The 25,407-nt window shown below is 66.5% G+C and carries 18 protein-coding genes, 3 tRNA genes and 1 other annotated feature; of the genes, 13 read left to right on the top strand and 8 right to left on the bottom strand.

All coding sequences use genetic code 11. From position 1 onward, the window contains the following. Positions 1–383: 383 nt before the first annotated feature. Positions 384–7,472, top strand: a complete 7,089-nt coding sequence (locus ABMA10_RS16970; protein ID WP_431030715.1) for a DUF5979 domain-containing protein — start codon at positions 384–386, stop codon at positions 7,470–7,472. Between the two features lie 508 nt (positions 7,473–7,980). Here the strand turns inward: ABMA10_RS16970 and ABMA10_RS16965 are convergent. After that, the gene (locus tag ABMA10_RS16965) at positions 7,981–8,592 is read right to left on the bottom strand and encodes a DUF3885 domain-containing protein (protein ID WP_431030714.1); all 612 of its coding nucleotides are present in this window, start codon (positions 8,590–8,592) and stop codon (positions 7,981–7,983) included. A gap of 624 nt (positions 8,593–9,216) precedes the next feature. On the opposite strand from ABMA10_RS16965, the gene ABMA10_RS16960 reads away from it, so the two are divergent. From ABMA10_RS16960 to ABMA10_RS16950, 3 genes are all read left to right on the top strand, one after another. Then, positions 9,217–9,543, top strand: a complete 327-nt coding sequence (locus ABMA10_RS16960) for a PASTA domain-containing protein (RefSeq protein WP_431030713.1) — start codon at positions 9,217–9,219, stop codon at positions 9,541–9,543. A gap of 266 nt (positions 9,544–9,809) precedes the next feature. Continuing rightward, positions 9,810–11,210 carry a glycosyltransferase gene (locus ABMA10_RS16955; RefSeq protein ID WP_431030712.1) on the top strand — a complete coding sequence of 467 codons (1,401 nt, stop codon included), beginning with the start codon at positions 9,810–9,812 and terminating at the stop codon, positions 11,208–11,210. Between the two features lie 1,245 nt (positions 11,211–12,455). Beyond that, on the top strand, positions 12,456–12,932 hold the full coding sequence (locus ABMA10_RS16950; protein WP_431030711.1) for a lysostaphin resistance A-like protein: 477 nt from the start codon (positions 12,456–12,458) through the stop codon (positions 12,930–12,932). Between the two features lie 882 nt (positions 12,933–13,814). On the opposite strand, the gene ABMA10_RS16945 is transcribed toward ABMA10_RS16950, so the two are convergent. From ABMA10_RS16945 to ABMA10_RS16920, 6 genes are all read right to left on the bottom strand, one after another. Next, positions 13,815–15,034 (bottom strand): IS3 family transposase gene (locus ABMA10_RS16945; RefSeq protein ID WP_431030710.1). Its coding sequence is split into 2 segments (ribosomal slippage): positions 13,815–14,755 and positions 14,755–15,034, totalling 1,221 coding nucleotides; the frame shifts between segments, so codons are not numbered across the junction. Next, positions 14,643–14,756 (bottom strand) — a sequence feature (AL1L pseudoknot). It overlaps the preceding gene by 114 nt. Positions 15,035–15,068: 34 nt before the next feature. Further along, positions 15,069–15,296, bottom strand: coding sequence for a hypothetical protein (locus tag ABMA10_RS16940; RefSeq protein WP_431030709.1), 228 nt, complete (start codon positions 15,294–15,296; stop codon positions 15,069–15,071). A 21-nt stretch (positions 15,297–15,317) separates the two neighbouring features. Beyond that, positions 15,318–15,542 carry a hypothetical protein gene (locus ABMA10_RS16935; protein ID WP_347868008.1) on the bottom strand — a complete coding sequence of 75 codons (225 nt, stop codon included), beginning with the start codon at positions 15,540–15,542 and terminating at the stop codon, positions 15,318–15,320. A gap of 280 nt (positions 15,543–15,822) precedes the next feature. Further along, positions 15,823–15,895: transfer RNA gene (locus ABMA10_RS16930), tRNA-Phe, on the bottom strand. Positions 15,896–15,972: 77 nt separating this feature from the next. Continuing rightward, positions 15,973–16,046 (bottom strand) — tRNA-Asp (locus ABMA10_RS16925). A 117-nt stretch (positions 16,047–16,163) separates the two neighbouring features. Further along, a tRNA-Glu gene (locus ABMA10_RS16920) sits at positions 16,164–16,239 on the bottom strand. Positions 16,240–16,588: 349 nt separating this feature from the next. Here ABMA10_RS16920 and ABMA10_RS16915 point away from each other — a divergent pair. Then, a complete protein-coding gene (locus ABMA10_RS16915) occupies positions 16,589–17,827 on the top strand; it encodes a M23 family metallopeptidase (protein ID WP_347868007.1) in 1,239 nt (412 codons plus the stop codon). 79 nt (positions 17,828–17,906) lie between these two features. On the opposite strand, the gene ABMA10_RS16910 is transcribed toward ABMA10_RS16915, so the two are convergent. Continuing rightward, positions 17,907–18,398 (bottom strand): inorganic diphosphatase, encoded by a 492-nt coding sequence (locus ABMA10_RS16910; protein ID WP_431030708.1) that lies wholly within the window; start codon positions 18,396–18,398, stop codon positions 17,907–17,909. A gap of 163 nt (positions 18,399–18,561) precedes the next feature. On the opposite strand from ABMA10_RS16910, the gene tilS reads away from it, so the two are divergent. The 8 genes from tilS (at position 18,562) to ABMA10_RS16870 (ending at position 25,393) form a co-directional block, all read left to right on the top strand. Beyond that, a complete protein-coding gene (tilS, locus tag ABMA10_RS16905; protein WP_347868005.1) occupies positions 18,562–19,581 on the top strand; it encodes a tRNA lysidine(34) synthetase TilS in 1,020 nt (339 codons plus the stop codon). A 62-nt stretch (positions 19,582–19,643) separates the two neighbouring features. Then, a complete protein-coding gene (gene hpt / locus ABMA10_RS16900; RefSeq protein WP_347868004.1) occupies positions 19,644–20,195 on the top strand; it encodes a hypoxanthine phosphoribosyltransferase in 552 nt (183 codons plus the stop codon). Between the two features lie 176 nt (positions 20,196–20,371). Next, entirely contained in the window at positions 20,372–22,390 is a 2,019-nt protein-coding gene (gene ftsH / locus ABMA10_RS16895; RefSeq protein ID WP_347868003.1) for an ATP-dependent zinc metalloprotease FtsH, read from the top strand. Positions 22,391–22,395: 5 nt separating this feature from the next. Next, a complete protein-coding gene (folE, locus tag ABMA10_RS16890; RefSeq protein ID WP_347868002.1) occupies positions 22,396–23,058 on the top strand; it encodes a GTP cyclohydrolase I FolE in 663 nt (220 codons plus the stop codon). A 92-nt stretch (positions 23,059–23,150) separates the two neighbouring features. After that, positions 23,151–23,942 (top strand): dihydropteroate synthase, encoded by a 792-nt coding sequence (gene folP / locus ABMA10_RS16885; RefSeq protein WP_347868038.1) that lies wholly within the window; start codon positions 23,151–23,153, stop codon positions 23,940–23,942. Further along, positions 23,935–24,339 carry a dihydroneopterin aldolase gene (gene folB, locus ABMA10_RS16880; RefSeq protein ID WP_347868001.1) on the top strand — a complete coding sequence of 135 codons (405 nt, stop codon included), beginning with the start codon at positions 23,935–23,937 and terminating at the stop codon, positions 24,337–24,339. The genes folP and folB overlap by 8 nt, the downstream gene beginning before the upstream one ends. Then, the gene (folK, locus tag ABMA10_RS16875) at positions 24,339–24,917 is read left to right on the top strand and encodes a 2-amino-4-hydroxy-6-hydroxymethyldihydropteridine diphosphokinase (RefSeq protein WP_347868000.1); all 579 of its coding nucleotides are present in this window, start codon (positions 24,339–24,341) and stop codon (positions 24,915–24,917) included. Before folB ends, folK begins: the two co-directional genes overlap by 1 nt. Continuing rightward, positions 24,914–25,393 carry a DUF3180 domain-containing protein gene (locus tag ABMA10_RS16870; RefSeq protein ID WP_347867999.1) on the top strand — a complete coding sequence of 160 codons (480 nt, stop codon included), beginning with the start codon at positions 24,914–24,916 and terminating at the stop codon, positions 25,391–25,393. The genes folK and ABMA10_RS16870 overlap by 4 nt, the downstream gene beginning before the upstream one ends. Positions 25,394–25,407: the final 14 nt, after the last annotated feature.

Below are 25,407 nucleotides of genomic sequence, written 5' to 3'. Positions count from 1 at the left end.
ATGGCATCCATATCGCGAGGGAGTAGGTGCTGCGGAAGGCTGCGCTGGGCCGCGAGCAGCGCGGGGATGACAATGGTTTCAAGCCCTGTAGCACCCCCGATGAGATCTCGGATGGCGTCTATGGCCTCCGCCAGTGCCGTCATCTGGTTCTTGGTGGCGCGAGGCTGCTCGATGCCGGCCCGATCGGACAGAGATAGCGAACGGGTGTCGGGTAGAACCTGTGGTGAATCGGGGAATCCTCTTAGGATGCAGGTGGGGAGCGCACTGGCGTACCCGGAACGGGCCCCCGGGCGCGGCCCGGGCGCATGACCCCGCACACCTGATTCACCAGAATCCTGACGGGTCGCCTCGATCCCCGGACGGACCCAGCTAGAGAGTTCTCGATGCGACGTCGTTCCCGCCCCCTCGCCCTGCTCACCTCGATGGTCGTCGCGGCCGGGCTCCTGTCCCTGCCCGCGACCGCTGCGTTTGCCGAGGGGCAGAGCGAGGTGACGCTGCTCAAGGAGGCTTCGACGCCGGACGTCACCCCTGGCGAGACCTTCTCCTATGACCTCACTGTCGGTTGCTCGGCGATCGAGGTGGGTACGGGTTGCACGAACGCGGTCCTCACCGATCAGGTCCCTGCAGGCCTCGAGATCATCTCGGTCGATGTGGGCAACGGCCTGTCGGCGGCACCGCCAGTGATCGTCGGTAACAACATCACCGTCACATTCACTGACCCGCTGCAGGACCCGGCCGGTGCCGTTGGCCTCGAAGCCTCCTCGACCGGTGTTGTCACGGTCACGGTGCGGGTCCCTGGCGACTTCCCGTTCGAGCTGTCCGGCATCCCGATTCCGAACACGGGCACGCTCAACGCGAGCAACGCGATCGCGCCTGCGCTGTCGACCGCGACCGTCACACCGACTGTCGAGCACACGCTCCTCGCCGACGCCGAAAAGAGCTTCTCGCCCGACACCGCCACGAACGTCCCCGGCACCGCGACGACCGCGACGTTGACCGGGCGGAACGCGTCGAACGGTCCTATCGACCGGCTCATCGTCACCGACCCGATCGACCCGACGGCTGCGCCGAACCCGTTCACCTACCTTGGCGTGACCGGGCTTGGCCAGGTCACACTGCCAGAGGGCGCGGACCGTGTCCAGGTCGACGTCTGGGACGGCACAGACTGGGTCCTCGGAACGCCGGACACCACCGCGGTACTGCCTGCAGGTGTCGACACAACCAACATCGGCGGGGTGCGCTTCACCTTCGACAACAGCGCGGGCATGCAGCTGCCACTCGGCGCGACCGCTGTCATTGACCTGAACCTCGCGCAGCGTGCGAACGTCGCAGGCATCGGTGGTCCGACCTCTGTCGAGAACGTGGTTACCGCGACGGTCGAACTCGCCGCCGACTCGGTATCGGCCGACGCGATGGGCGTCTATGCCATCGTCCCGACCGTCGTTGACGTGGCGGCGACCAAGTCGTTCGCCCCTGACGCGATCGTGCGCGGCGCCTCCAGTACCGTCACGACAACGCTCACCAACGACAGCACCGAAGCGGTGTCATCGCTGACCATCACTGAACCGAGCGCCGCGGATATCCCGGACGGCATCGAGTTCGACGCCTTCACCGACGGCATCGCCTGGCCCACAGGTGCGACCGGTGCGTCGATCACCTGGACCTACCGCAGCGGAACAGTCGAGATGATCACCGCTACCAGCCCAGGGACCCTCCCCGCCCCCAACGCAAGCGAGCACGTCGCGAGCTTCACGGTCTCGTTCACCGGCACCATCGTCGCGGGAGCCGCCGCCACCGTCCCATTCGTGGTGACCACGGACCCGGCGCTCGAACCGACGCCGCTGGTCTGGGACAACGTGGTCGAAGGCGCTGCGACGGCGATCGACGGCACCGTCGGCACGACGACCGCCACCGACCAACTCACCGTGTACGACGAGCGCCTCGCGGTCGACGTCGCGAAGCGCATCGCACCCGCAAGCATCCTCTCGGTGCCGGGCTCTCCCGCGACCGTGCTGCTACCCGCCCAGCTCCTCCCGTTCCCGGCGTCCACAATCGACGCCGAGCAGATCGTTGTCCAGGATCCGCAGGTGCTGCCCGCGGACCCGTCACCGAACCCATGGTGGAACTCCTTCGACGCCACCGCGATCACACAGACGGCGATTCCGGCGAACGCGACCCTGACCGTCCAGTACTGGGACGGCACACAGTTCATCGACCTCCCGGGCGCTGTGGGTGTCGCCGGCCCGCGCATCCTCTCCCAACCGATCCCGGCAAGCCTGCGCGATCAGATCCAGGGGCTTCGGTTCCAGTTCGACTCCGAGATTGGCTTCGCCCCGGGGACACGGCTGCAACCGAACTTCGGCGTCGCCCTGCGCGACCAGAAGCGCGACACGTCCGGCCCGGCTACAGGCGGTGACGACGTCATCGAGAACTGCGCATCCTCCGGCGCCTCGACGGCGGGCATCACCCCGGCCGCCGGCGTCACCCCGGCACCATGCCCGACGATCACCCTCGTCCCGACCCTGCCCGGCGAGGGCGACCTCATCGAGAAGACCTTCCTCGAGAGCGCCCCGGGTGCGGGCAAAACCGTGATCGCGCGCTCCAGCAATAGCATCCCGGCCCGCATCGACTGGTCAACCGGTGGCCACGCGGACCTCGACACCGTCGTCGTCGCAGACACTGCAGACGCCGCAACAACCCCTGTCGAGAACACCGTCTTCAACGCTTTCGACGTGACCGGCGTCGCCGCGATCACCACACAGCAGGACCCATGGCTGCAATACGACCAAGTCCTGCGCGTCGAACTTTTCAACGGCACCGGCTGGGTCGCCGCATCGAACGACCCGTGCCCCGGCGCCTGTAACGGCACCTTCCCCGGCGTCAACCTCACCACCGCCGAACAGGCGTCCATGACCGGTGTTCGACTGGTCTTCGCGGAGAGCCCGACGCGCGCCGCGACGATCGGCGACGACCCGACCGCGCCGCAGCCCGGCAGCGGCGTCTCCCGCTCGAGCGGCAACGACCGCTCGTTCGTCCTGAATTTCCGGGTGCGCGACCTTGTGCGCGTGCCGGTCACCTCCCCGGATCCGGCTCTCGGCTCACGTCAGTACAACGCCGGACCGGGACGGCCCGGAGAGGTCATCAACACCGCACGCGCCTCGGGTTTCGACGCGGCCGGTGAGCTCATCGTCACCGACGCCGATGACGACACCGTGACCCTCATCGACGTCCCGCTCAACGTCCAGGTCACCAAGACCTGGACCGGTGGACCATTGGGCATTCCGCCGGTTGGCACCGATCAGGCGTCCTTCCCTTCCGGCCGGGCGAGCATCACCGCGACGAACGTCACCGCCGCGAAAGTCGACAGCCTGTCACTCACCGAGCCAGACCCGGCCTCACCGACCGACCCGTTCGACGTGTTCAACCTGAAGGGATTCGTCGGCATCAGTCAACCGGCTGGAACAACGGCGACGATTGTCGAGCTGACCTCAGCGAACGGCGACGTGCAGACCATCACGCGGACCGCCGCGCTCGGCCTTACCGAGGCCCAACTCGCCGACATCGTCTCCGTCCGGGTGCTGCACACCGGGCGCATCAACTCAGGCGCCACAGCCACGCTCTCCCTCGAGACCCGTCTCCGGGCCACCCATCGCAGCACGGACGCTCCTGTCACGGCCGCCGACTCGGGTGTCGTCAACGACACGATCGCGCAGGTCACCGACCTCGGCGGCAGCCCAGGAAGCAACCCCACCGCGACCGACGACGCCTCGATCGAGTTGCAGGCCACAAACATCTCCGTCACGGCCGGTAAGACCTTCAACATCACCTCCCAACAGGAACCTGATCGTGCACCCATCACCATGACGCTCTCCGGGCGCCCAGGAGGCAGCGTTCGCGCCGTGGAGCTCGTGCTTACCGATGACGCAGGCACCTTCTGGAACGCGTTCGACTACGTCGGACTCGCACCTCAGATCACCCTCACGGCGCCGATCAACCGTGTGCAGCTTGACGTCTGCGTCGACCGTGACTTCGCCGACGTGTCGCTCGACTGCGAGGCCTCCGGCGGCACCTGGGTGGACGGTGTCGCCCAGACGGCAGCCCAGTTCAACGCCTCACCCCTGCCCGCCGGTGTGGCCGCCGGCGAGGTCGAGGGTGTCCGGTACACCTTCACCCGCGCCGACGGCGGCTTCTGGGAGAACCCGGCGACACCACTCCAGCAGGTGCCCGTCGCGGTCCAGCGCCGAGTCGAACTGCGTTCAGGTGGCGAGGTCCCGTCCGACCTCGCCGGCAACCAGCCCGCTCCCGGCGAAACCGCTGCAGGTGTGTTCAGCAACATCCTTGTCGCCGACATCACCGGTGCGCTGACCGGAGGCGCAGGGTCCCCGGCGCTCACTGCGACCGACGACGCAGCCGCGACCGTCGCCTACGTGCGCTCGAACAATGCCGTGACCGTCCACAAGACACCGACCGGCGTGCACATCCCGGGACGGGTCATCAACTACGGCCTCACGGTCACCAACTCCGGCAACACGCCCATCGTCAACCCGGTGATCACCGACCGCCTCCCGAGCGACGCCGGCGGGGTGCAGCTCATCTTCGACCCCGCCGCAGATCCGACCACCTCGCCCTACAGCTACACCCTCACCGGTGCCGCCCCCGCCGACCCGAACGGGCCAGCGCTCCCGACCGACCCCACAGCCATCACCACTGCTGTGAACTCCGGCGCCGATGTCATCACCTTCACCTTCCCCGAGGACAGCGTCCTTGAGGTTGGGCAGACGTACCGGATCACGGTCCAGCTCGTCTTTCGACCGGGCCTGACCGCAGACACCGTGGTGACAAACACGATGGGCGTCGCGGGCGACCGCTCATGGGATGTCTGCAACGGCGGCACCTCCGGCGGGATCGACCCGGTCACCGGCGAATGTCGCACGAACACGAGCGTATCCGTCCAACTAGCGGGCGCCATCCGCGGTGTGAAAACAGTCCGCGCGGAGGACACCGAGCTCGGCGTGAACGCCGTGAACGGTGCCACGACCTGCCAGCCGGATGTGGCAGGCTTCTACCGCGGTGGTTGCGTGCCCGTCACCAAGCCCGGCGGCACCGAGGTGTGGCGCAACGTCCTCACCAACACCGGAACCCTCCCGATGAACCGCATGGTAGCCATCGACCGGCTCCCGGAGATCGGCGACACCGGGGCGAACAGTTCGCTCCCGCGCGGGTCGCAATGGCGTCCAACGTGGACGGGCGTCTCCTCGCTCGCACTCGCTGGCCCCACGGCGTCAATGACGACCTACTACACGACCGCCGCGGACCCGTGCGTCGCCGACCTCAACACCACCGGCCCCGGCTGTGCGGCCGGTTCATGGACGATCTGGGACAGTGTGGCAGCAGCGAGCGTGGATCCGGCGACGATCACGTCATTGAAATTCGTCGTGGACTTCGCGACGCCGCTCGCACCGGCCGGCACGGTCTCGATCGACGTGCAGACGCGGACACCCGGTTACTCACCCACTGCCGGAACCGACACCATCGCCTGGAACACCATCGCGGTCTCCGGACGGACCGTCAGCGGTCCGACGATCGACACGACACCAGCAACCGAGGGCAACAAAGTCGGTGTTGCGCTCGCGACAGGACCACTCACGGCGATCAAGAAGCTCGCCGGCGACGGCGCCCCCGAGTACGCACCAGCGACCTTCACCGGTTCGGTGAGCTGTGTCTCCGCAGGCGAGACGGTCCCGCCGCGGCCGATCACACTCGCAGCCGACGGCACACCCGTCTCCGTCGCCGACCTGCCGTGGGGCGCTGACTGCACAATCGCTGAGGATGACAACGGTCAAACCTCCGAGGAAATCAACACGGTGACGATCATGCGGGTCGGGCAGACCGTGCCCGTGATCATCGCGACAAACACGTACGAGCTTGCCGGCCTCGTCGTCACGAAGTCGGTGGACTCCGCCGCCGTCGACCACGACGGTGCGGCGGTGTCGTACGGGCCGTTCGACGTGGCCGTCACCTGCACATACCTCGGCAAGGACGTGTACGCCGAGGGTTCCTCCGCGGCGTCGCCGATGGTCGCGACCCTCGATGCGGACGGTTCCGCGTCGTTCACCGGCCTGCCAGCACGTGCGGACTGCACCGTGACCGAGACGGACGCCAAGGGGGCGGTCGGTACGACCATCGCCGTGGTCACGGCCGACGGCTCGGCCGACCCGGTCGCCGCGACGACCGCGCCCGTCACGCTGACCGCGGACGACGGCGACGAGCCGACGAACTCCGCGGCCATCGTCAACGCGTTCGCCGACGGGTCGCTCGAGGTCACGAAGACCGTCACCGGGCCGGGTGCGGCGCTCTACGGAGCCGGGCCGTTCACAGTCCGCGCGATCTGCACGCTCACCGACCCGTCTGGCATCCGCGTGGTGTGGGACGACGACATCGTCCTGGGCGGCGACCTGCCGCTCGTCGCTACGATCGGGCACCTCGCCGCCGGTGCCGTGTGCGCGATGGAGGAGACGGAGACCGGCGGAGCGGACCTCGTCGAGCTGAACGCAGCGACCGACCCCATCGTCGCTGACGGGACCGTCCCGTTCTCCGTGACGAACACGTTCCTCATCGGCTCGCTGCAGGTCACGAAGACGCTCGAGGGTGCCGGTGCCGACCGCTACGGCCAGGGCGTCTTCACAGTGAAACTCAGCTGCGTCCATGACGTCGATGGAGAGAACGTGCCGGTGGAGATCCCCGGAGGCGCAACCCGCGACGTCTCCATCGGCGGCGGACTCACGGCGGCGTACAACGAGTTGCCCATCGGCGCAGACTGTCGACTTGTGGAGTCGGCAGTCGGTGGTGCGACGCAGTCCACCATCACGATCGGCTCCGGTGCGGACGCCGAGACCGGAAGTGGCACCGAGGGCGTCGAGATGACTATTCAGTCGGCCACGGCGATCAGAGCCACTGTCACGAACGTGTTCGAGGTCGGCGCGATCACGGTTACGAAGCAGCTCGCGGGCGCAGAAGCGGAGGCGAACGCCGACAAGGCCTTCACCGTCGCGCTGAGCTGCCTGATCAACGTTGACGGCGAATCCGTCGAGGTCGACGTGCCGGACGGCGCCGAGCGCACACTGAGGCGCGCGACCGGCCTCACCGCGGAGTACGCCGAGCTACCGGTCCGTGCCGAATGTCAGCTCGTCGAGACCCACGCCGGCGGTGCAACATCCACGGCGATCACGCCCAACAACGGCAACGCCTCAATCGGTGTGGTGTCCGTCGCGTCGGGTGAGACGGCGACGATCACTGTCGTGAATACCTTCGACCCGGTTCCCGTCGTTCCGCCCGGTCCAGGGTCGCAGGACAGCGCGCTGACATCGACCGGGTTCAACGGGACCTGGCTATGGATCGTCGCCGGAGTGCTCGGTCTCTTCGGCCTGTTGCTCCTTGTCGTGTCGACGATTCGTCGTCACCGACGCGGGTAACCCGCCCGGTCGACGGACCTCTAGCCGAATCATGGCCGACACCGGGCACCCCAAGGGCGACAGGCGCGGCACGACAGCATCACCTCGGCCCGTGGGAACTTGTTCGAAGAACTCACCATCTGATTCACCGACCAAACACTGGCGTGCGAAACACGACGGGGCCGGCGAACAAACCTTCAAGGGGTTCTCAGCCTGGGCCGTCGAGAAAGGACAGGCGGCTTTACGCTGACGACATGACCCTGCTGAAAGGGTCACGGGCGGCGTGCGCCCGAAGATATTTGACCCCCCAATGTGTAGACGGGCGGCAGACGCGCTCCCTAGCCTGCATCTGGGCGGGTCATGGTTCTGTCTTGAGGGTGTACCGGCTTCGGCCGGGGACCCGTACCACGCGGGAAACGTCGGGGAGGGCGCGCCGGGATGCGCCGCACGGGCGTGGTCCAGCGCAGCACGCAGATACGGGGAGCCATGGCAACTGTTGTCGCCGGGGCTGTTCGCGGCCTTCCTCGCGCTAGAGTCCTGCCGGGTGGCCGGACAGCCATGTGTGGTGCCGCCGTCGAAGGCTCTCGCGGGTGACCTGATCAGGAGCGATGAGATCCCCGCCGCCGTCGTAGGGGTGGTACAGCCACTCGACGCTTGGTGGGAAGATGACACAGTCGTGAGCCCGATCGTCCGACACGAGGAGCAATAACGCCCGCAGTTCGGGTGCGCCCACATAGGTGGATCCGAGGTACAGATGAGCCCACACCGGCTGGTCAGCCTCGCTCGCGTCAAAGAGCACGGATTGCCAATATTGGGCTGCAGGGAACGCGGACTGGAGCGCCGCATCACGCTCGACGGGCTCCTGCGAATCCGACCACGCGAGCGTCGTCACGAGCACCACCCCGGCATCAGCGGCTGCGCCCAACTCCGTCAATATGGTCATATGACGCGAGAGCACTTCCGCCCGCTCAGCGTCCGTTTCGGGGTACCGCTTCGAGTCCGGCAGACTATGGAATCTCACCCATGCCTCTGGAATCGCCGTCCGCAATTCGCTACCTATCGGGCGAGCCGACGGCCACCGGCTCAGCCATGCACCCTCGAGCGCTGCAAGCACCTCTGGATCAACGTGCGGTCTACTCATGCGGTCGACGTTACACAACTGGCACAACAGACCAGTGCGTGTGCTCCGGGCCCTCCTCACCCGGGGAGCGTCAAGCACCAGGGGCGTCCCAGGGCGATCGTGTGCAGACCTCAAACCGGGAGCGGGCAGCAGAGGCGTCTGCGCTCACGCATTCGTCCACACACCGTTGCTCGCAGGACTGGCGAACAGGCTGGCGGTCAGTGAAATTGAACAACGTGATGCATCACGGAACTGGATTTCCGTCAACGTTCGCGTGTTCTACCCCGAACTGGTTCATCGGGGTGGGGCACGTGCCTGTGCAGTACTCATCCTCGGTGCGGTCTACGGGAACCCGGAGCCGCCACCTGCATCAACACCTCCGAGAGCAGTCGTCGCAGCCGTGACGACTGCTCTCGCAATGTTCCGGCCTCGGCGTGGTCTCGAATATTCCTTGGCGCAGTGACGCGCGGCTTCCGCATACATGGTTCGCGAAGCCGTCGAACGGTGAGGGCGAATGTCACATAGTGCCCGCGGGTTCACCGACCCCTCCTAAGCCGAGACTGCGCACCGCGGTTTGTCATGCGTTGTGGGATGTTCTCCTAATTGGAAGTCGGGGCCGCCTCGGCGCCTTCTATCGTCGGATCTATGTCACACAAGATCACCCTCATCGCCACCGGCGTCATCGCTATGTTCGCTCTCGCTGGTTGTTCTGGAGCATTGACCTCTGACGAGGACGCGTTGGTGTCCGAGAGTTCCCAGATCGCAGTTCCTGACGTCGTCGGGATGCAAGTCGACCTCGCCGAGGACCAGCTCGAAGCCCTCGGCTTCGACGTCGAAGTGAACGATCCTGTCTTCGAGGAAGCCATCGCAGATGCCGACCTGATGGTCACAGAACAGTCAGTCAGCGAAGGTGAATTGCTGGCTCCCGGATCCACCATCACCCTGACCGCAGACAAGGCGCCCCAAGACTAGGTCCAGACCGTGCTCGGGATCGCAGCGCAAACCATCGGCTTAGCCATCGACGAGCGAGCAGCCCAGTCGGCGGACCAGCCAATCGTTGTACGAGCGAGCACCGATATGAACCGCAGCGACGCGCCATTACCAGCCGGCGTCCACCGGTGGATGTGATGCGCAGCGGAGCGCATCACGCTTCGGGTGATGCGGGCAGCGTGAATCCTCCGATACCGAAAGGGCGGCAGTACGCGGTGACCTGGGCCGTCCGAGAGACTCACGGAGGTATGACTGCTGCGCTCCTCGCCCGCTCGAGCATGTTCGTCAGACGCTGGGGGACACCAGTCGATATCCTCACCTTCGACGACTACCTGCACTACCCACAATTACAGGAGAGTCTCATCCAGGCCGGCGTGCTCGCCCCTGGTGCCCGCCTGGTGAATATGTGGCACTGGTTCCGGGAGAATTCCGTTCTGTCCAGCCTCGACACAGTAGAACAACACGTGCCGTTGCAGACAGGCCCCCGCATCCGCGACACCGATCATGCTGGTCGGCTCATGATCCGAGAACTCCTCGCAGAAGATGGCCGGATCGTTGCGACTGACCGCTATCGCAGCAACGGCACCCTCCTGGCATCGGATCGGCGGCGCACGCCGGAGTCCGCCACGGAAAACCGCAAGGGGATCCTGCTCTACGACATCCACGGAGCCCCGCATCTCTGGTTCCGAACCGGCGGTGAACTGTATCGGTACTGGTTGGACCGGTTGAGCCGGCAGGCGCCATCCTTCTACGTCGTGGACTCCAAGACCAGTGCTCGCTTCATCGCCGCGTACCGACGGCCGTGGGCCACCACTCTGCATCTCGTCCACGGCGCACACCTCGACGCCACGGGCGCGCTCACCCCCGACCGGAGGCAAACCTTCCAACAACTCGACGCATTCGATCGGATCGTGTTCCTCTCCGAACGCCAACGCGCACAAGCCAGCGAGCTGCCCTCCGCACAACAGTCGCACCTCGCCGTCATTCCGAACGCCGTTCAACCGGTCCCCTCATCCGATCAACCACGACAGCGAGGGCAGGGGGTAATGCTGGCATCACTCACACCCCGCAAGCGTGTCGATCACGCAATCCGCGCCATCGCCATCGCCTCGCGCACCGACGATGTCACCTTGGACATCTACGGAGAGGGCCCAGAACGACCACGGCTCAAGGCGCTCATCAGCGAGTTGGACGTCGCAGATCGAGTGTGTCTACGCGGTGCGCAACCAGACGCAGCAGAGGCATTTCGCACCGCTGACTTCTCGCTACTCACCTCCCAGAGCGAGGGCCTCCCGCTCGTGCTCCTGGAGTCGATGGGCGCAGGGTGCGTCCCCATCAGCTACGACATCCTCTACGGCCCAGCAGACCTCATCCGCGACGGCAGCAACGGGTATCTCCTCGATAGCGGTGACATCGCGGGCCTCGCCGCTCAGATCATCGATCACAGACGTGATCAAGATGACCGCATTGAGAAGTTGCGGGGTGCGGCCATATCTGTCGCACTCCACCATGACCCGGTGAAGCTCACCGCCCGGTGGGCGACGGAGATGAACGCAGCTCAAGCCCTTACTCACGCGCGATTCACGTTCAGTCGCCGCCTGCGCGCGGCGCTTTCTCGGTGCCTGCGCCGGCTGCGTTCGCACCGTTAGCGCGGCACCTGTATGCAACCAAAGCTGCAGCCCCCTGGCATTTCGACTACTCGGCACTACCGATGCCACCACGGCTACGAACGCTTCAAACGAACCGACCAGATTCTCCTCGCGCAGGTGAATGCCGGACTCGGGCGGGTGGCCAGGGTCGTCGACGCTCATGCGGACCCTGTTCTGTTCTCGCAACAGCACACAAGAGCCTCGGATTCGGCAGCGGTGCAACGCCGGCGCGGACCTGGAACGTGCGCAAGGGTGGCCATCGCCCGGGAACATGGACGAGTCCGTTTCCGAAGTGACAGCCGTGCATCGCCAAGCGACGAGGCAGACGGGCCCCTTCAATGATGGTTCGCCGCCCGCGGAACCAACACGGATCTCCCGCAGCACCTCTGGGGAGATCAGCACCACGTACACACGAGAGGTCGCCGTCCGCTACGGCGCCCTCGGAGCGCCCGGAGTAACACCGCGACCGCAGACGGCTGACTGCACACCGTCTGCGCCACCAAGAGCATCGGTGAGATCGACGCTCGCACAGGGATCACGAACGTCGAAGCAGAACGAAACCAGGAGATCGCTGTCGCGGCCGCCACCCTCTCTTGCAACGGTACGAGACCACAGGCGGCGCACTCTGAAAAGATTTGCCCCACCGTCAAAAACCGAACCTCGCCTAGCTGCCCAGGCGGCTTGTGAATGACCGGTCCCGCATTCGGCGGCCACGGCGGTGTGACAGGTTCACCCACTCTGACCGCCACTTTCGGCCGGGCTGATTCCGCAGGACGGTGAGTAGGATGTGTTCCTCGACCTCACAACGGCCCGGCCGGAAGTGGCGGCTGCGGCAGGGGGTTGACGCTCCCTGTCCCACCGCGGTGACAAGCCTGCATCCGGGAGTGCACCTTCGGAGACGTGATCATCGAGGTGCCCGCCCAGACGGTGGCGGCGAGTACGTTGTCAGCATGAGTAGGCGAGCGCCATCTGGACACCCACCGAAGGCATCGTTCACGGCCTCGGTGCGCGCGGAGAGCTTGCCCACATCGCTGCAATGGAACAAGCGAGATGCGTTCGCGTTCGCCACCATCCCCGTGATATTCCTCGCGGGGTGGGGAGTAACTCTGCTCAGAGCTGACCCGATGACGGGCCGCGATCACCGACACGTGCGTCCGCGTCATACTGCTGCTGGTTCTCGTAGTCGCCTACAGGTCGTTGCTGTCACGGCATTGGGCGGCGTTTCGGAGGGCCCCAGTTCGCGGGGTGATCCTGGTGATCGTGGGCATGATCTGTACTCAAGCGGTTATCTCCATCGTCGGCCGGCTCATCCCCGGGAGCTCAGCAGAAGCCGTTCCAGAATCGACGGGTATCGACCCGTTCACCGCGAACACGTCCCAGATGGTGTTGATCGTGTTCCTCACCCTCGGCCCCATTGCGACAGCGTTCATCGAGGACACCGTCTTTCGCCACACCTTGCTGCTGAAGCTTCCCGTCTGGTCCCACCCCGCGCGGGCCTGTCTCGTGGTGGTAGTGAACGCCATCGTCTTCGGGGCGATCCACTTCCACAACTTTGGGAGCTTCCTCGGGACCGTTCCGTACATGGCGGCCGGACTCTGTTTCAACCTCATCTACCTGTGGACCCGGAACCTGTGGCACGTGCTCCTCATGCACACGCTGAACAACGCCATCCTCACTCTCGGCGGTACGATTCTCGCGTTTGTTCTCCGTCCCGCCCTCTAACGTCGACGTCGAGACAAATATCGGCCAGCCCTGCGGCATCACCGCCATGAAAGCGACCGCACCGCGATTCTTCTCATCGAGTCGGGAGGGTTCACCGCAGAGGGGCTCGCCGATATCCAGACCAGGATTGTTCGGGACAGATTCGCCCTGCAACACTTCTCAGGCACATGACCACCCCGCAACACCATGCCCGCCTCGGTGGAGCCTCCCCCGCGACACCCACGGCCTGGCTGCTGTCCGGAGGAGCCCCGCACATACTGCAGCAGATTGTCGACCCTGCAGTCAGGACTCCACGCGCGTGTTCGCAGCAGATCTCGCGTACGGGCGTTGACCGATATGCAGCGGCACGCTGGGCTCGCCCAGGGCAGGGACATGAGCTTGACGTGTTGTCATCTTCGAGGGCTTCGACTGGGCCAGCCTTCACCGAGCGCAGCGTCACACCTCGCTCTGTGGCGACGATCTAGCTCGATCGATCCGCACTGATCGGAGGGGCGTCGTCATCGAAGGGAAGCGAACCTGTCAGCGCGGAACCTGGCGGATGGGGTGCTGCGTAAGGTCGTCCAAGCCCGCACATCCGTGAGGGAGAAACGCCGACACCTGCGGTTGTCCATTGAACGTCGGCCATCAGACCCATGCTGAGCATCACGAGGTCCGCCATCGGCTGGCTTGGGGTCGAACCGCTCCGGTGCTTCGTCCTGGACACAGACGCCCGCACGGTGTTTGGTGAGGTTGATGAAATGAGCGGTTATGAGTGAACGAAATCTTCTGTCCGAGCGTGAGAACTCCGTTACCAAACCGTGGATGTCAACCCGCAGAATGGACGTGGGGTGTTAGCGCCGAGCTAGAACGGACTGTCAAGCCCCGGGTTTGGTAGAGGCTCGGTTAGACCCGTTCCATCACGGTGATGGTGGGTAGTTGCGTGTAGAAGTTGTTCTCGGCTTCGACGGGTGGGATGTGTCCGATCTCGCCGTGGAGTCGGCGGTGGTTGTACCAGTCGATGTATTCCGCGACCGCGATCTCGAGCTCGTCGATCCCCTTCCACGGGCCGAGGTTGCGGATCAGTTCGGCCTTGAATAGAGAGTTCAGCGCCTCGGCCATCGCGTTGTCGTAGCTGTCGCCCTTGGACCCAACCGAGGCGACTGCTTCTGCCTCAGCGAGGCGGTCGGTGTAGCGCACGGCACGATATTGGACTCCGCGATCCGAGTGGTGGACAAGTTGTGACAGGTCCCGGCCGGCACGCTGCCGCGTCCAGATGCCCATCTCGAGAGCATCGAGGGCAAGCTCGGTGTGCATGGTTGTGGAGAGCTGCCAGCCCACGATCCGGCGGGAGAACACGTCCAATACGAACGCGGCATACACCCAGCCGGAGAACGTCCGAATGTAGGTGATGTCCGCAACCCAGAGGCAGTCCGGTGCCGGTGCGGTGAACCGTCGGTCAACGAGGTCCCCCGGACGATCCGTGAATGGCCCAGGGATCGTCGTGCGTGGCCCCTTGGCCCGCGAGATCCCGCGGAGACCCTCCCGACGCATGAGCCGCTCGATCGTGCACCTGGCCACCCGGTGGCCATCGCGACGCAGCTGCGCATGGACCTTCCGGACGCCATAGACGCCATAGTTCGCTTGGTGCACGGCACGGACCTTCACCACGGTGTCCTCGTCACTGACGGACCGCTGCGAGGGCGGCCGAGACCGCGCGGCATAGTACGTCTGCGGGGCAATCGGCAGTTCCCTGCAGATCGGCTCGACCCCGAACTCTTCCTTGTGTTCATCGATGTAGGCGATCATCTGCTGTGTGGGCGGTCGAGCTCCGCCGCGAAGAAAGCCGACGCGCTCCGCAAAATCGCGTTCGCCCGCCGCAACTCCCTCACCTCACGCTCCACCTCGACCAGGCGAACCGCAGTATCAGTGGACGTCCCCGAACGCAGACCCCCATCGACCTCGGCGCGCTGGACCCAGCCACGCAACGTGTCCGACGGGACACCAAGCTGCCGGCCGATCCTGGTACACACACCACGGCGGCCCCCATCCGCATCACGCGCCTCGAACACAAGGCGCACTGCACGCTCTCTCAATTCCGCCGGGTACTTCCTCAAAGCTGGCATACTCCTCATCCTTTCAGGACGATCAGAGTCTCCATCAAACCAAGGGCAAGACACACCTGACAAGCAGGTCGGCCTTCTCGAGCGACGGTTGCACGCTCATCAGCACCCGCTCGGCCGCGTCGAGGGACCACCGGCTGACGAGGAACACGTCCCCACCCGCGGCATCACGGCGGCGTTCGATGATCGCCTTCGGGATCTCCGGATCGTTGCGCATCACGAACCACGTGTCGACGTCGTACCGGATCGGGCGAGGACGGGTCATGCGGGCAAAGCTAGGCGCAACCTACGACACCGCAGGCACGAACGGCACTACCTCGTTCGTGCAGAACCACTCCTGGTACTCCACACCAGCTTTCATGCCCCGATCGAACTCAGCCTCGAGCATGTCCGGCGTCACCGTCTCCACCACAGCGGCAGGTTCACGGTTCGCCTCAACAACACCCAACGTCACCCCGACCGTCGAACCAATCAGCAGGATCGAACCGAGAGCGTATTTCCAGAAAGTCATGGGTGGAGCGTATTTAAACACCGAACCCAATTAACACCCCCCATCCGCAGGTGTAGGGGTAACCCTGCTAGCTCGATCAACGACACAGCCCCTCACGGTCTACGGATCGTGAGGGGCGACTTCGCGTCTGGGACGCAACTCGGCGCAGTTGCAGTCGGAGCTGCATAGTGTCATTTCGCGGGTTCGGACCCACCGGCGGGTACACCTGGTGTTTTCCGGGTTCACCGGGGGATAATGACAAATGCCCCACTCCCATGTAGAAGCTAGGGAGTGGGGCAAGTGGCTCCGACGGGCGTCGATCCCGTGACCTCACGATTTTCAGTCGTGCGCTCTACCAACTGAGCTACAGAGCCGTGTACATCTGATGCACGATGGCGACGATGTCTCAAAAGAAGAAGCCCTCCCTTGCGAGAGGGCTTCCGACCTTTTGCGACCCTGACGGGACTTGAACCCGCGACCTCCGCCGTGACAGGGCGGCACGCTAACCAACTGCGCTACAGGGCCAAACTGTTGAGTTTTCGTGTTGCGATGATGCTGTGTTCCTGTGACGCTGTTGCTCTACTTCGCCGTCGCGCAGATTTACTATACCTGAATCCGAGCGACTGTTTTACCGGTAGTCATTGGTGACCCCAACGGGATTCGAACCCGTGCTGCCGCCGTGAAAGGGCGGTGTCCTAGGCCTCTAAACGATAGGGCCGTGAAGCTGTAAGACTTCATGACTACCGAGCGACAAGCATACGGATGATTCGCCAGAAACCAAAATCGAGATGGGCGCGCCGCTCCGAAGAGACGATGATGGATCTCACGACAGGCCTCGAATGACCGTGGCGGCGCCTGTCGCCGGGGTTAGCCTCGGGCGTGGAGCAGCGTGGTCGGCCCCGTCGTTGGCGGTTCTCCACCTGTCGCCATGGCCCCCGTTCGGGGGTAGTCTGGTGGCTGTTCCCGATGTGACCGATGCGACTGCAGTGAACCGAGATGGGCCGTACTTCATGAGCAAGAGACTTCCCGGCGCCCCGCGCCGAAGCCGCGCGACGACCGCTGGGGCGGTGCCCTCTGCCCGATGGCGCGGACGTCTCGCCGCCGCCATCGTGATGTCACTCGCGATCATCGGCTCCTTCGGCATCGCGGGGCCAGCGGTCGCCGCCGACTACCCCTCCTGGGACGACGTGCAGGCCGCCAAGAGCAACGAGGCGGCGAAGGCCGCCGAGGTCACGAACATCCAGAACTTCATCGCTCAGCTCAAGACGGAGCTGGAGGCCGCCCAGGCCGAGGCGGAGAAACGCGGCACGGAGTTCCAGGTAGCAGAGGAAGCCTTCTTCGAGGCGGACGCCCGCGCCACAGCGATCCAGTCCCAGGCCGACGCGAAGACCACCGAGGCGGACACCGCGACGAAGCAGGCTGGTCGTGTCGCCTCGCAGCTCTACCGCTCGGGCGGCGCCGACCTCAGTCTCAGCCTGTTCCTCGACGGTGAGAGCAAGGGCGCGTCCGACCTGCTGTCGAAGCTCGGCAACATGAGCCAGGTCGCCGACCATAGCAACACCGTCTACGAACAGGCCGTCGCGGCGCGCAACACCGCTGCAGCCCTCGGCGAGCAGGCCGGCGTCGCACGCGACGAGCGCGAGTCCCTCCGTCAGGCGGCGCAGGTCGCGATGGAGGCCGCGCAGGCCGCGGCGACCGCTGCCGCGGACAAACTGCAGACCAACCAGGAGCTCATCGTCACGCTCGGCGCTCAGCTGAAAGCGCTGCAGGACTCGACGGCGAAGACCGTCGCGGAGTATGAAGCGGGTGAAGCCGCCAGGAAGGCGGCCGAGGCCGCCGCTGCCGCCGCGCGCGGTGAGAGCGCCGATGGTGGTCAGCTGAGCAGCCAGGGCTGGGCGATCCCCGCTTCCGGTGGCATCTCCGGCACGTACGGCTACCGCGATCCGATCTCGACCGGTGGAGGCAACTCAGGAAGCTTCCACCGAGGCACGGACATCGCCGGCGGCTGCGGCATCCCGATCTACGCTGCGACCTCCGGGACGGTCAGCTATGCCGGCTGGTACGGCACCTACGGCAACTTCATCCTCATCGAGCACGGCTCGGGCGTCTCGACGGGCTACGCGCACATCGTGAACGGCGGCATCCAGGTCGGCGTCGGATACAACGTCTCCGCCGGCCAGGTCATCGCCTACACGGGAACGACGGGCGCCTCCACCGGGTGCCACCTGCACTTCGAGGTCCGCATCAACGGCAGTGCGATCGACGCCCAGCCGTTCATGGCAGATCGCGGCGCGCCCCTCGGCTGATCCGAGGATCCCGACACCGCACGACGAAGCGGCCGACACCCGAGGGTGTCGGCCGCTTCGTCGTGCGGTGCGCGAGAGGTCAGTGGCCCTCGGCCTTGAGCTTCTCGAAGCCCGCGATGATGATCTTCTCGGCTGCTGCTGCGTCGCCCCAGCCGTCGATACGCGCCCACTTGTCCGGCTCGGTGTCCTTGTAGTGCACGAAGAAGTGCTCGATCTCGTCGCGTGTGGCCTGCGGGATGTCGGTCAGGTCCTGGATGTGCGCCCAGCGCGGGTCCTTGTACTGCACCGCGATGACCTTGTCGTCGCCGCCGCCGTCGTCGGTCATGTGGAGCACGCCGACCGGACGGACCTTGATGCCGACTCCCGGGAAGGTGGGGAAGTCGAGCAGCGCCAGCACGTCCACCGGGTCGCCGTCCTCGCCGAGCGTGTTCTCGAAGAACCCGTAGTCGGCGGGGTAGACGAAGCTCGTGAACAGCACGCGGTCGAGGAAGACCCGGCCGGTCTCGTGGTCGATCTCGTACTTGTTGCGGCTGCCCCGCGGGATCTCGATGACGGCGTCGTACTCGGCCATAAGCCTGCTCCTCGGAGGTTGGATGCGTGTGGGAGTCGGCGAGGTCGCCGACGACTCACCATAACCGATGGCCCCCGGGAGCCCGGTGCAGGCGGTCTCCGTACCAGTCAGGTCCGGCGACGGCGCTGCACCGGATGCGCACCGGTGCAATAGCGTTGCTGATGTGAACGACGTCCGCCCCCCGCTCAGCCCTGCCGTCGCCGCGATCCGGAAGGCGGTCCGAGCGGCGCTCGCCCCACTCGTGGTCGGGGCACCGGGGCCGAGCGATCGGCCCGACGGCAGGGCCGACGTCGTCGTAGCCCTGAGCGGCGGGCCGGATTCGCTGGCGCTCGCCGCGGCCGTCGCCTTCGAAGCGCCGAAGCTCGGCCTCGCCGCCTGCGCCGTCATCGTCGACCACGGTCTACAACCCGACTCGGCTGCGGTCGCTGCGCGTGCGGCGCAACAGGCAAGGGACCTTGGGCTCTCCCCGGTCGTCGTCGCGGCCGAAGTCGGCACTGACGGCGGGCCGGAGGCCGCAGCCCGCGACGCCCGGTACATCGCCCTCGACCTGGCGCGGGCGGGGGTGGACGCGCGCGCGATCCTGCTCGGTCACACCCTCGACGATCAGGCCGAGACCGTGCTCCTCGGCCTTGCTCGCGGATCCGGAGCAGGAAGTCTGCAGGGGATGGCGCCCATCACCGGCATGCTCGTGCGCCCGCTGCTCGGCGTCCGTCGTTCGACCACCCGGGAAGCCTGCGCGGCCGCGGGCCTGCAGCCATGGACCGATCCGCAGAACACCGATCCCGCCTTCGCCCGCGTGCGTGTGCGCGAGCGGGTGCTGCCCGTCCTGGAGGACGAACTCGGGCCGGGTATCGCAGAGGCGCTCGCTCGGACCGCCGATGCGGCTCGCGAGGATGCCGAGGCGTTCGAGGAGATGATCGAGGAGACCATCGAGGAGGTCGTCGAGCACGCGGAGGCGGGGATCTCCGTCAGTGCGGCCGCGCTCGCGGCCAACCCGGCAGCACTCCGACAACGCATCATCCGGTACATCGTTCAGAGCGAGTTCGGCGTCTCGCTCACGAGGGTGCAGACGATCGAGGTGGCGCGGCTCGTGACCGACTGGTCAGGACAGGGCGCCGTCTCGTTGCCGTCGTGCTCCGCCACCCGTCGGGACGGCCGGATCGTCTTCACCGCCCGAGACTGACCGTCGGACGCCTGCCAGGGCCGGCGCCCAGGACCCCCTTCGCCGACGGTTACACTCGGTACATGGAGCAGAGCGACATCGCGGACGACCTCACGACCATCCTCGTCACCGAGCAGGAGATCCGCGACAAGCTCGCCGAACTCGCCCGGCAGATCGAGGTCGACTACGCAGGCAAGGACGTCCTCCTCGTCGGTGTGCTGAAAGGCGCGGTCATGGTCATGGCCGATCTGGCCCGTGAGCTGCGCATCCCGCTGTCGATGGACTGGATGGCGGTCAGCTCCTATGGTGCCGGTACGAAGTCGAGCGGCGTCGTGCAGATCCGGAAAGACCTCGACGCCGACCTCACCGGTCGTCATGTGCTGATCGTCGAGGACATCATCGATTCCGGCCTCACCCTGTCCTGGTTGCTCGAGAACTTCGCCTCGCGCGGCGCGGCGTCGATCGAGGTCTGCGCACTGCTCCGGAAGCCCGAGGCCGCGAAGGTGCACGTCGAGTGCAAATACGTGGGTTTCGACATCCCCAACGACTTCGTCGTCGGCTATGGCCTCGACTTCGACGAGAAGTACCGCAACCTGCGCGACGTCGGCGTCCTCGCGCCGCACGTCTACGCCTGATTCGCGTCCCACCGCAGCGCACCCGACCGCTGGACGCCTCGCCTGGAACACTCGTTAAGCCCACGGCAAACATGGGGGAGGCATCCAGCAGCGAGGGGGTAGCCTGATCCCCGACGCGGCATCGCCCCGTCGACCCCTCCTGCAGAAAGGGAACGGGCCAGTCCCGGCCTCTCACTATGAACTTCAAGCGTCTCTTCAAGGGTCCCATCCCGTACCTCATCATCGCCGCCCTGGTCTTCTGGATCGGCATCAGCCTGATGAGCATGAACGGCTTCCGCGAGGTCTCCACGCAGGAGGGCCTGGCCTTCCTGAGCAAGGGACAGGTGAAGGAAGCGGTCATCACGGACGGCGACCAGCGCGTCGACCTCACGCTCACCAAGGCCGACGACGAGTTCGGGCAGCAGGTGCAGTTCTACTACGTGGGTGCTCGTGCTGCAGACGTGATCGAAGCGGTCGACTCCGCGGCTCCGTCCGGCGGATACAACGACAAGGTCCCGCAGCCGAACTGGCTGCTCTCCATGCTCGGACTGCTCCTCCCGCTGCTGCTCATCGGTGTCTTCTTCTGGCTGATGCTCTCGGGCATGCAGGGCGGCGGCAACAAGGTCATGCAGTTCGGTAAGTCGAAGGCGAAACTCGTCTCGAAGGAGTCGCCGAAGGTCACCTTCGACGACGTCGCCGGTGCGGATGAGGCGATCGAGGAACTCGAGGAGATCAAGGACTTCCTCAAGGAGCCCGCGAAGTTCCAGGCCGTCGGAGCCCGCATCCCGAAGGGCGTGCTGCTGTACGGCCCTCCCGGGACGGGCAAGACGCTGCTCGCCCGCGCCGTCGCGGGTGAAGCCGGTGTGCCCTTCTACTCCATCTCCGGTTCCGACTTCGTCGAGATGTTCGTGGGTGTCGGTGCGAGCCGTGTCCGCGACCTGTTCCAGCAGGCCAAGGAGAACTCACCGGCGATCATCTTCGTCGACGAGATCGATGCCGTCGGCCGCCACCGCGGCGCCGGCATGGGTGGCGGTCACGACGAGCGCGAGCAGACCCTCAACCAGCTCCTGGTCGAGATGGACGGCTTCGACGTCAAGACGAACGTCATCCTGATCGCCGCGACGAACCGCCCCGACATCCTCGACCCGGCACTGCTGCGTCCCGGACGCTTCGACCGCCAGATCGGTGTCGACGCACCCGACCTCGCCGGCCGCAAGAAGATCCTCGAAGTGCACGGGAAGGGCAAGCCGCTGGCCGCGAGTGTCGACCTCGAGGTCGTCGCCCGCAAGTCGCCCGGGTTCACGGGCGCAGACCTCGCGAACGTCCTCAACGAGGCCGCGCTGCTGACCGCGCGTTCGAACGCGCAGCTCATCGACAACCGCGCCCTGGACGAGGCGATCGACCGCGTCATCGCCGGTCCGCAGCGACGCACCCGCGTCATGCGGGAGCAGGAGAAGCTCATCACCGCGTACCACGAAGGCGGTCACGCACTCGCGGCTGCGGCGATGAACAACACCGACCCCGTCACGAAGGTGACGATCCTTCCGCGCGGACGTGCTCTCGGTTACACGATGGTGCTTCCGCTCGAGGACAAGTACTCGGTCACGCGCAACGAACTGCTCGACCAGCTCGCATACGCCATGGGTGGTCGCGTCGCGGAGGAGCTCGTGTTCCACGACCCCACCACCGGTGCGTCGAACGACATCGAGAAGGCGACCGGTATCGCCCGCAAGATGGTCACGGAGTACGGCATGACGGAGGACGTCGGCGCCGTCAAACTCGGCCAGTCCTCGGGTGAGATGTTCCTCGGTCGCGACATGGGCCACCAGCGCGACTACTCCGAGCGCATCGCGGAGCGTGTCGATGCCCAGGTCCGACAGCTCATCGAAGCGGCGCACGACGAAGCGTGGCAGGTCATCACGGCCAACCGCGCCGTGCTCGACCGCCTCGCAGCCGAGCTCATGGAGAAGGAGACCCTCGACCACCTGCAGCTGGCCGAGATCTTCAAGGACGTCAAGAAGCTCCCGCCGCGCCCGGTCTGGTTGTCCAGCAAGAAGCGCCCGGTCGGCTCCGGTTCCGCCGTCGGCTCGGCCGCGTTCACCGCGCCGATCGACGCCGGCGCAGCCGACGGTGGCGTCAGCTCGGAACCGGAGGCCGAGGCCCCGGTGAAGCCGAAGCGCACCCGCGCGACGAAGCCGCGTCCGGCTACCGCCTAGCCGGCATGGTCGGGGGCGAGCACGCCGCGAACGAAGCGGACGCTATCGTGCAGGCCGGGTCCACCGAGGACCCGGCCTCGCGGCCGTCCGTCGACCGTGCGCGGATCGCGGACGCCGTACTCGAGATCCTCGAGGCGATCGGAGAGGACCCGCGTCGCGACGGCCTGATCGACACCCCGCAGCGCGTGGCGGACGCGTACGCCGAGTTCTTCAGCGGCATCGGGCAGGACGCAGGCTCGCACCTCGCCCGCACGATCCCCGTCGGCGACGACGGTACGGGAGACGCAGTCCTGGTCCGCGACATCGCGTTCAGGTCCGTGTGCGAGCACCACCTGCTGCCGTTCCTCGGCACCGCGCACATCGCCTACCTGCCGAACGAACTCGTCATCGGGCTGGGTGCGCTGCCGAAACTCGTCGAGACGCTGGCCGCGCGTCCGCAGGTGCAGGAACGCCTGACCGAGCAGATCGCGGATGCCATCGTCGACCGGCTCGCCCCGCGCGGTGTCCTCGTCGTCCTCGACGCCGCTCACGGCTGCGTGTCCATGCGTGGTCCGCGCCAGCTCACGAGCACCACCGTGACGGTCGTGAGTCGCGGTGCGCTCGAGGATCCTGCCGCCCGCGCCGAGCTGATGGCGCTCATCGGTGCCGCCACCAACCAGGAGCGGTGAAGCGCTTGGTCACCGAACCCGGCGCACCGTCAGCGCACGCTCGGCCCGCATCGTCCCTGGCCGTGCCGCTCCAGGCGGAGCCGTTCCAGATCATGGGCGTGGTGAACGTCACCCCCGACTCCTTCAGCGACGGCGGGCGGTACCTCCACGTCGACGACGCGATCGCGCACGGCCTCGAGCTCGTCGCGGCCGGCGCGACGATCATCGACGTCGGCGGCGAGTCGACGAGGCCCGGAGCTGCTCGGGTCGACACGAGCGAGGAACAACACCGGGTCGCTCCCGTGGTGGCCGCGCTCGCCGCTGCAGGCGTCCGGGTGAGTGTCGACACGATGAGTGCCGAGACCGCACTGTCCGCGGCCGAGGCCGGTGCGTCGATCATCAACGACGTCTCGGGCGGGCTCGCCGACGAACGGATGCCCGCGGTCATGGCGGAATCCGGCCTCGTGTCGGTCATCAGCCACTGGCGCGGTCATTCGGCCGACATGGCCAGCCGTGCCACCTACGTCGACGCCGCGACCGACGTCGCTCGCGAACTCGACGAACGCGTGTCGACCCTGCTGTCCCAGGGACTCGAACCCGGCCAGATCGTCATCGATCCTGGCCTCGGGTTCTCGAAGCACGCCGAGCACAACTGGCGCATCCTGGCCAGGCTCGACCTCCTGCTGGCGCTCGGCCATCCCGTACTCGTCGGTGCGTCACGCAAGCGCTTCATCGGCGCTCTCCTGCCCGAGTCCGCGCCGATGGAGTCGCGGGACGCCCCGACCGCCGTCGTCAGCGTGCTCGCTGCGCAGGCCGGCGCGTGGGGGGTCCGTGTGCACGACGTCGCCGCGACGAAGCTCGCCCTCGACACCCTCGATGCATGGTTAGGTGGAGCCGATGACTGATTCGATCACCCTCACCGGCCTTCGGGCGTTCGCGCACCACGGCGTCTTCGACTTCGAGCGCGCCGACGGACAGGAGTTCGTCATCGACGTGACGGTCTCACTCGACCTGAGGCCCGCAGCCGATGGTGACGAGCTCGGCGCGACGATGCACTACGGCGAACTCGCCGAGGCGGTCGTCGCCGCCGTCGAGCGCGACCCGGTCGACCTCATCGAGACGGTCGCTGAACGCATCGCGGCCGTCGTCCTCGAGAACGAGCGTGCCGAGGCCGTGCGGGTCACCGTCCACAAGCCGAGCGCCCCGATCACGGTGCCCTTCGCCGATGTCGCCGTCACCGTCGAGCGTACGGCCGCCGACCGCGTCGTGCACCGTGCGGCCGTCGTGGAAGGCTCCCGCTGATGGTCTCCCGTACCCCGATCCACGATCCAGCGCGGCGCCCCGGGCCGCCCCGGGCGCGCGCCGTCACGGCGGTCGTCGCACTCGGCAGCAACCTCGGTGATCGCAGGGCGACGCTCGCGGAGGCATGCGAGGAACTCGCCGCGGTCGACGGCGTCCTCGAACTCCGGCGGTCCCCGCTCGTGACGAGTGCCGCCGTGAAGCCCAGCGGTGTCGACGAGGCGGCGCCCGCCTACCTGAACGGGATCGCCGTCCTCCGGACCCGGCTGGCCCCGCACGCGCTGCTCGACGAGTTGCAGCGCATCGAACTCGCCCACGGTCGCGTCCGCGAGGAGCGCTGGGGCGATCGCACCCTCGACCTCGACCTCATCGCCTACGATGACGCGGTCATCCATGACGACCGTCTGACGGTGCCCCACCCGCGTGCAGCTGAGCGCGCCTTCGTCGTCGTGCCCTGGCTGCTGGTCGACCCCGAAGCGACTCTGCCCGGTATCGGTCGGCTCGACAGCCTCGCCGCCGCGCAGGACGGCTCGGTGACGCCGGACGACCAGGCGGCGCCCGACGAAGGACCTCTGGCATGAAGCGAACCTCGGCGACGCCGCTCATCGTCCTTGCAGCGGTCGGTGTGGTCTTCGGATACCTGCTCGAGGTCGCGACGGTGTCCGCAGGCCGAGCCTCGATCATCCCGCCCGTCACACTCGCCGTCTTCCTCGTCGCGATCGCCATCGTCCTCGTCGCACTGTCCTGGCCCATCCGCCGCAGCACGACCGGCCGGGCGACGCGTCGCATCGATCCGTTCCGGGCGATGCGCGTGGCAGCACTCGCGAAGGCGTCGAGCCATGCCGGCTCCCTCGTGGCCGGCGCGGCCATCGGGATCCTGCTCTTCCTCCTGACCCGACCGATCGTGCCCGCGCTAGGCTCGTTCTGGCTGGTGATCGCGTCCATCGTGGGATCCGTCGCCCTCGTCGTCGCCGCTCTGGTGGCCGAGTGGTTCTGCACCGTTCCGAAGGATGAAGATGACGACGCCGCACCCGGGGGAGCCCCGTCCCACACCTGACCCGCTGATCGAGA

The organism is Plantibacter sp. RU18 (assembly GCF_050613355.1).
Classification (GTDB): domain Bacteria; phylum Actinomycetota; class Actinomycetes; order Actinomycetales; family Microbacteriaceae; genus Plantibacter.
The sequence above is the reverse complement of the archived record's forward strand: the minus strand, read 5'-3'. Positions and strand labels throughout refer to the sequence as shown.

What these genes read in the sequence shown, in the direction of transcription:
- folK (WP_347868000.1), top strand. Translation starts at nt 24,339, where the DNA reads ATGGTCTCCCGTACCCCGATCCACGATCCAGCGCGGCGCCCCGGGCCG.
- ABMA10_RS16935 (WP_347868008.1), bottom strand. Translation starts at nt 15,542, where the DNA reads ATGACTTTCTGGAAATACGCTCTCGGTTCGATCCTGCTGATTGGTTCG.
- ABMA10_RS16910 (WP_431030708.1), bottom strand. Translation starts at nt 18,398, where the DNA reads ATGGCCGAGTACGACGCCGTCATCGAGATCCCGCGGGGCAGCCGCAAC.
- ABMA10_RS16955 (WP_431030712.1), top strand. Translation starts at nt 9,810, where the DNA reads ATGACTGCTGCGCTCCTCGCCCGCTCGAGCATGTTCGTCAGACGCTGG.
- folB (WP_347868001.1), top strand. Translation starts at nt 23,935, where the DNA reads ATGACTGATTCGATCACCCTCACCGGCCTTCGGGCGTTCGCGCACCAC.
- ABMA10_RS16970 (WP_431030715.1), top strand. Translation starts at nt 384, where the DNA reads ATGCGACGTCGTTCCCGCCCCCTCGCCCTGCTCACCTCGATGGTCGTC.
- folE (WP_347868002.1), top strand. Translation starts at nt 22,396, where the DNA reads ATGGTCGGGGGCGAGCACGCCGCGAACGAAGCGGACGCTATCGTGCAG.
- ABMA10_RS16870 (WP_347867999.1), top strand. Translation starts at nt 24,914, where the DNA reads ATGAAGCGAACCTCGGCGACGCCGCTCATCGTCCTTGCAGCGGTCGGT.
- hpt (WP_347868004.1), top strand. Translation starts at nt 19,644, where the DNA reads ATGGAGCAGAGCGACATCGCGGACGACCTCACGACCATCCTCGTCACC.
- ABMA10_RS16965 (WP_431030714.1), bottom strand. Translation starts at nt 8,592, where the DNA reads ATGAGTAGACCGCACGTTGATCCAGAGGTGCTTGCAGCGCTCGAGGGT.
- ftsH (WP_347868003.1), top strand. Translation starts at nt 20,372, where the DNA reads ATGAACTTCAAGCGTCTCTTCAAGGGTCCCATCCCGTACCTCATCATC.
- ABMA10_RS16940 (WP_431030709.1), bottom strand. Translation starts at nt 15,296, where the DNA reads ATGACCCGTCCTCGCCCGATCCGGTACGACGTCGACACGTGGTTCGTG.
- folP (WP_347868038.1), top strand. Translation starts at nt 23,151, where the DNA reads ATGGGCGTGGTGAACGTCACCCCCGACTCCTTCAGCGACGGCGGGCGG.
- ABMA10_RS16960 (WP_431030713.1), top strand. Translation starts at nt 9,217, where the DNA reads ATGTCACACAAGATCACCCTCATCGCCACCGGCGTCATCGCTATGTTC.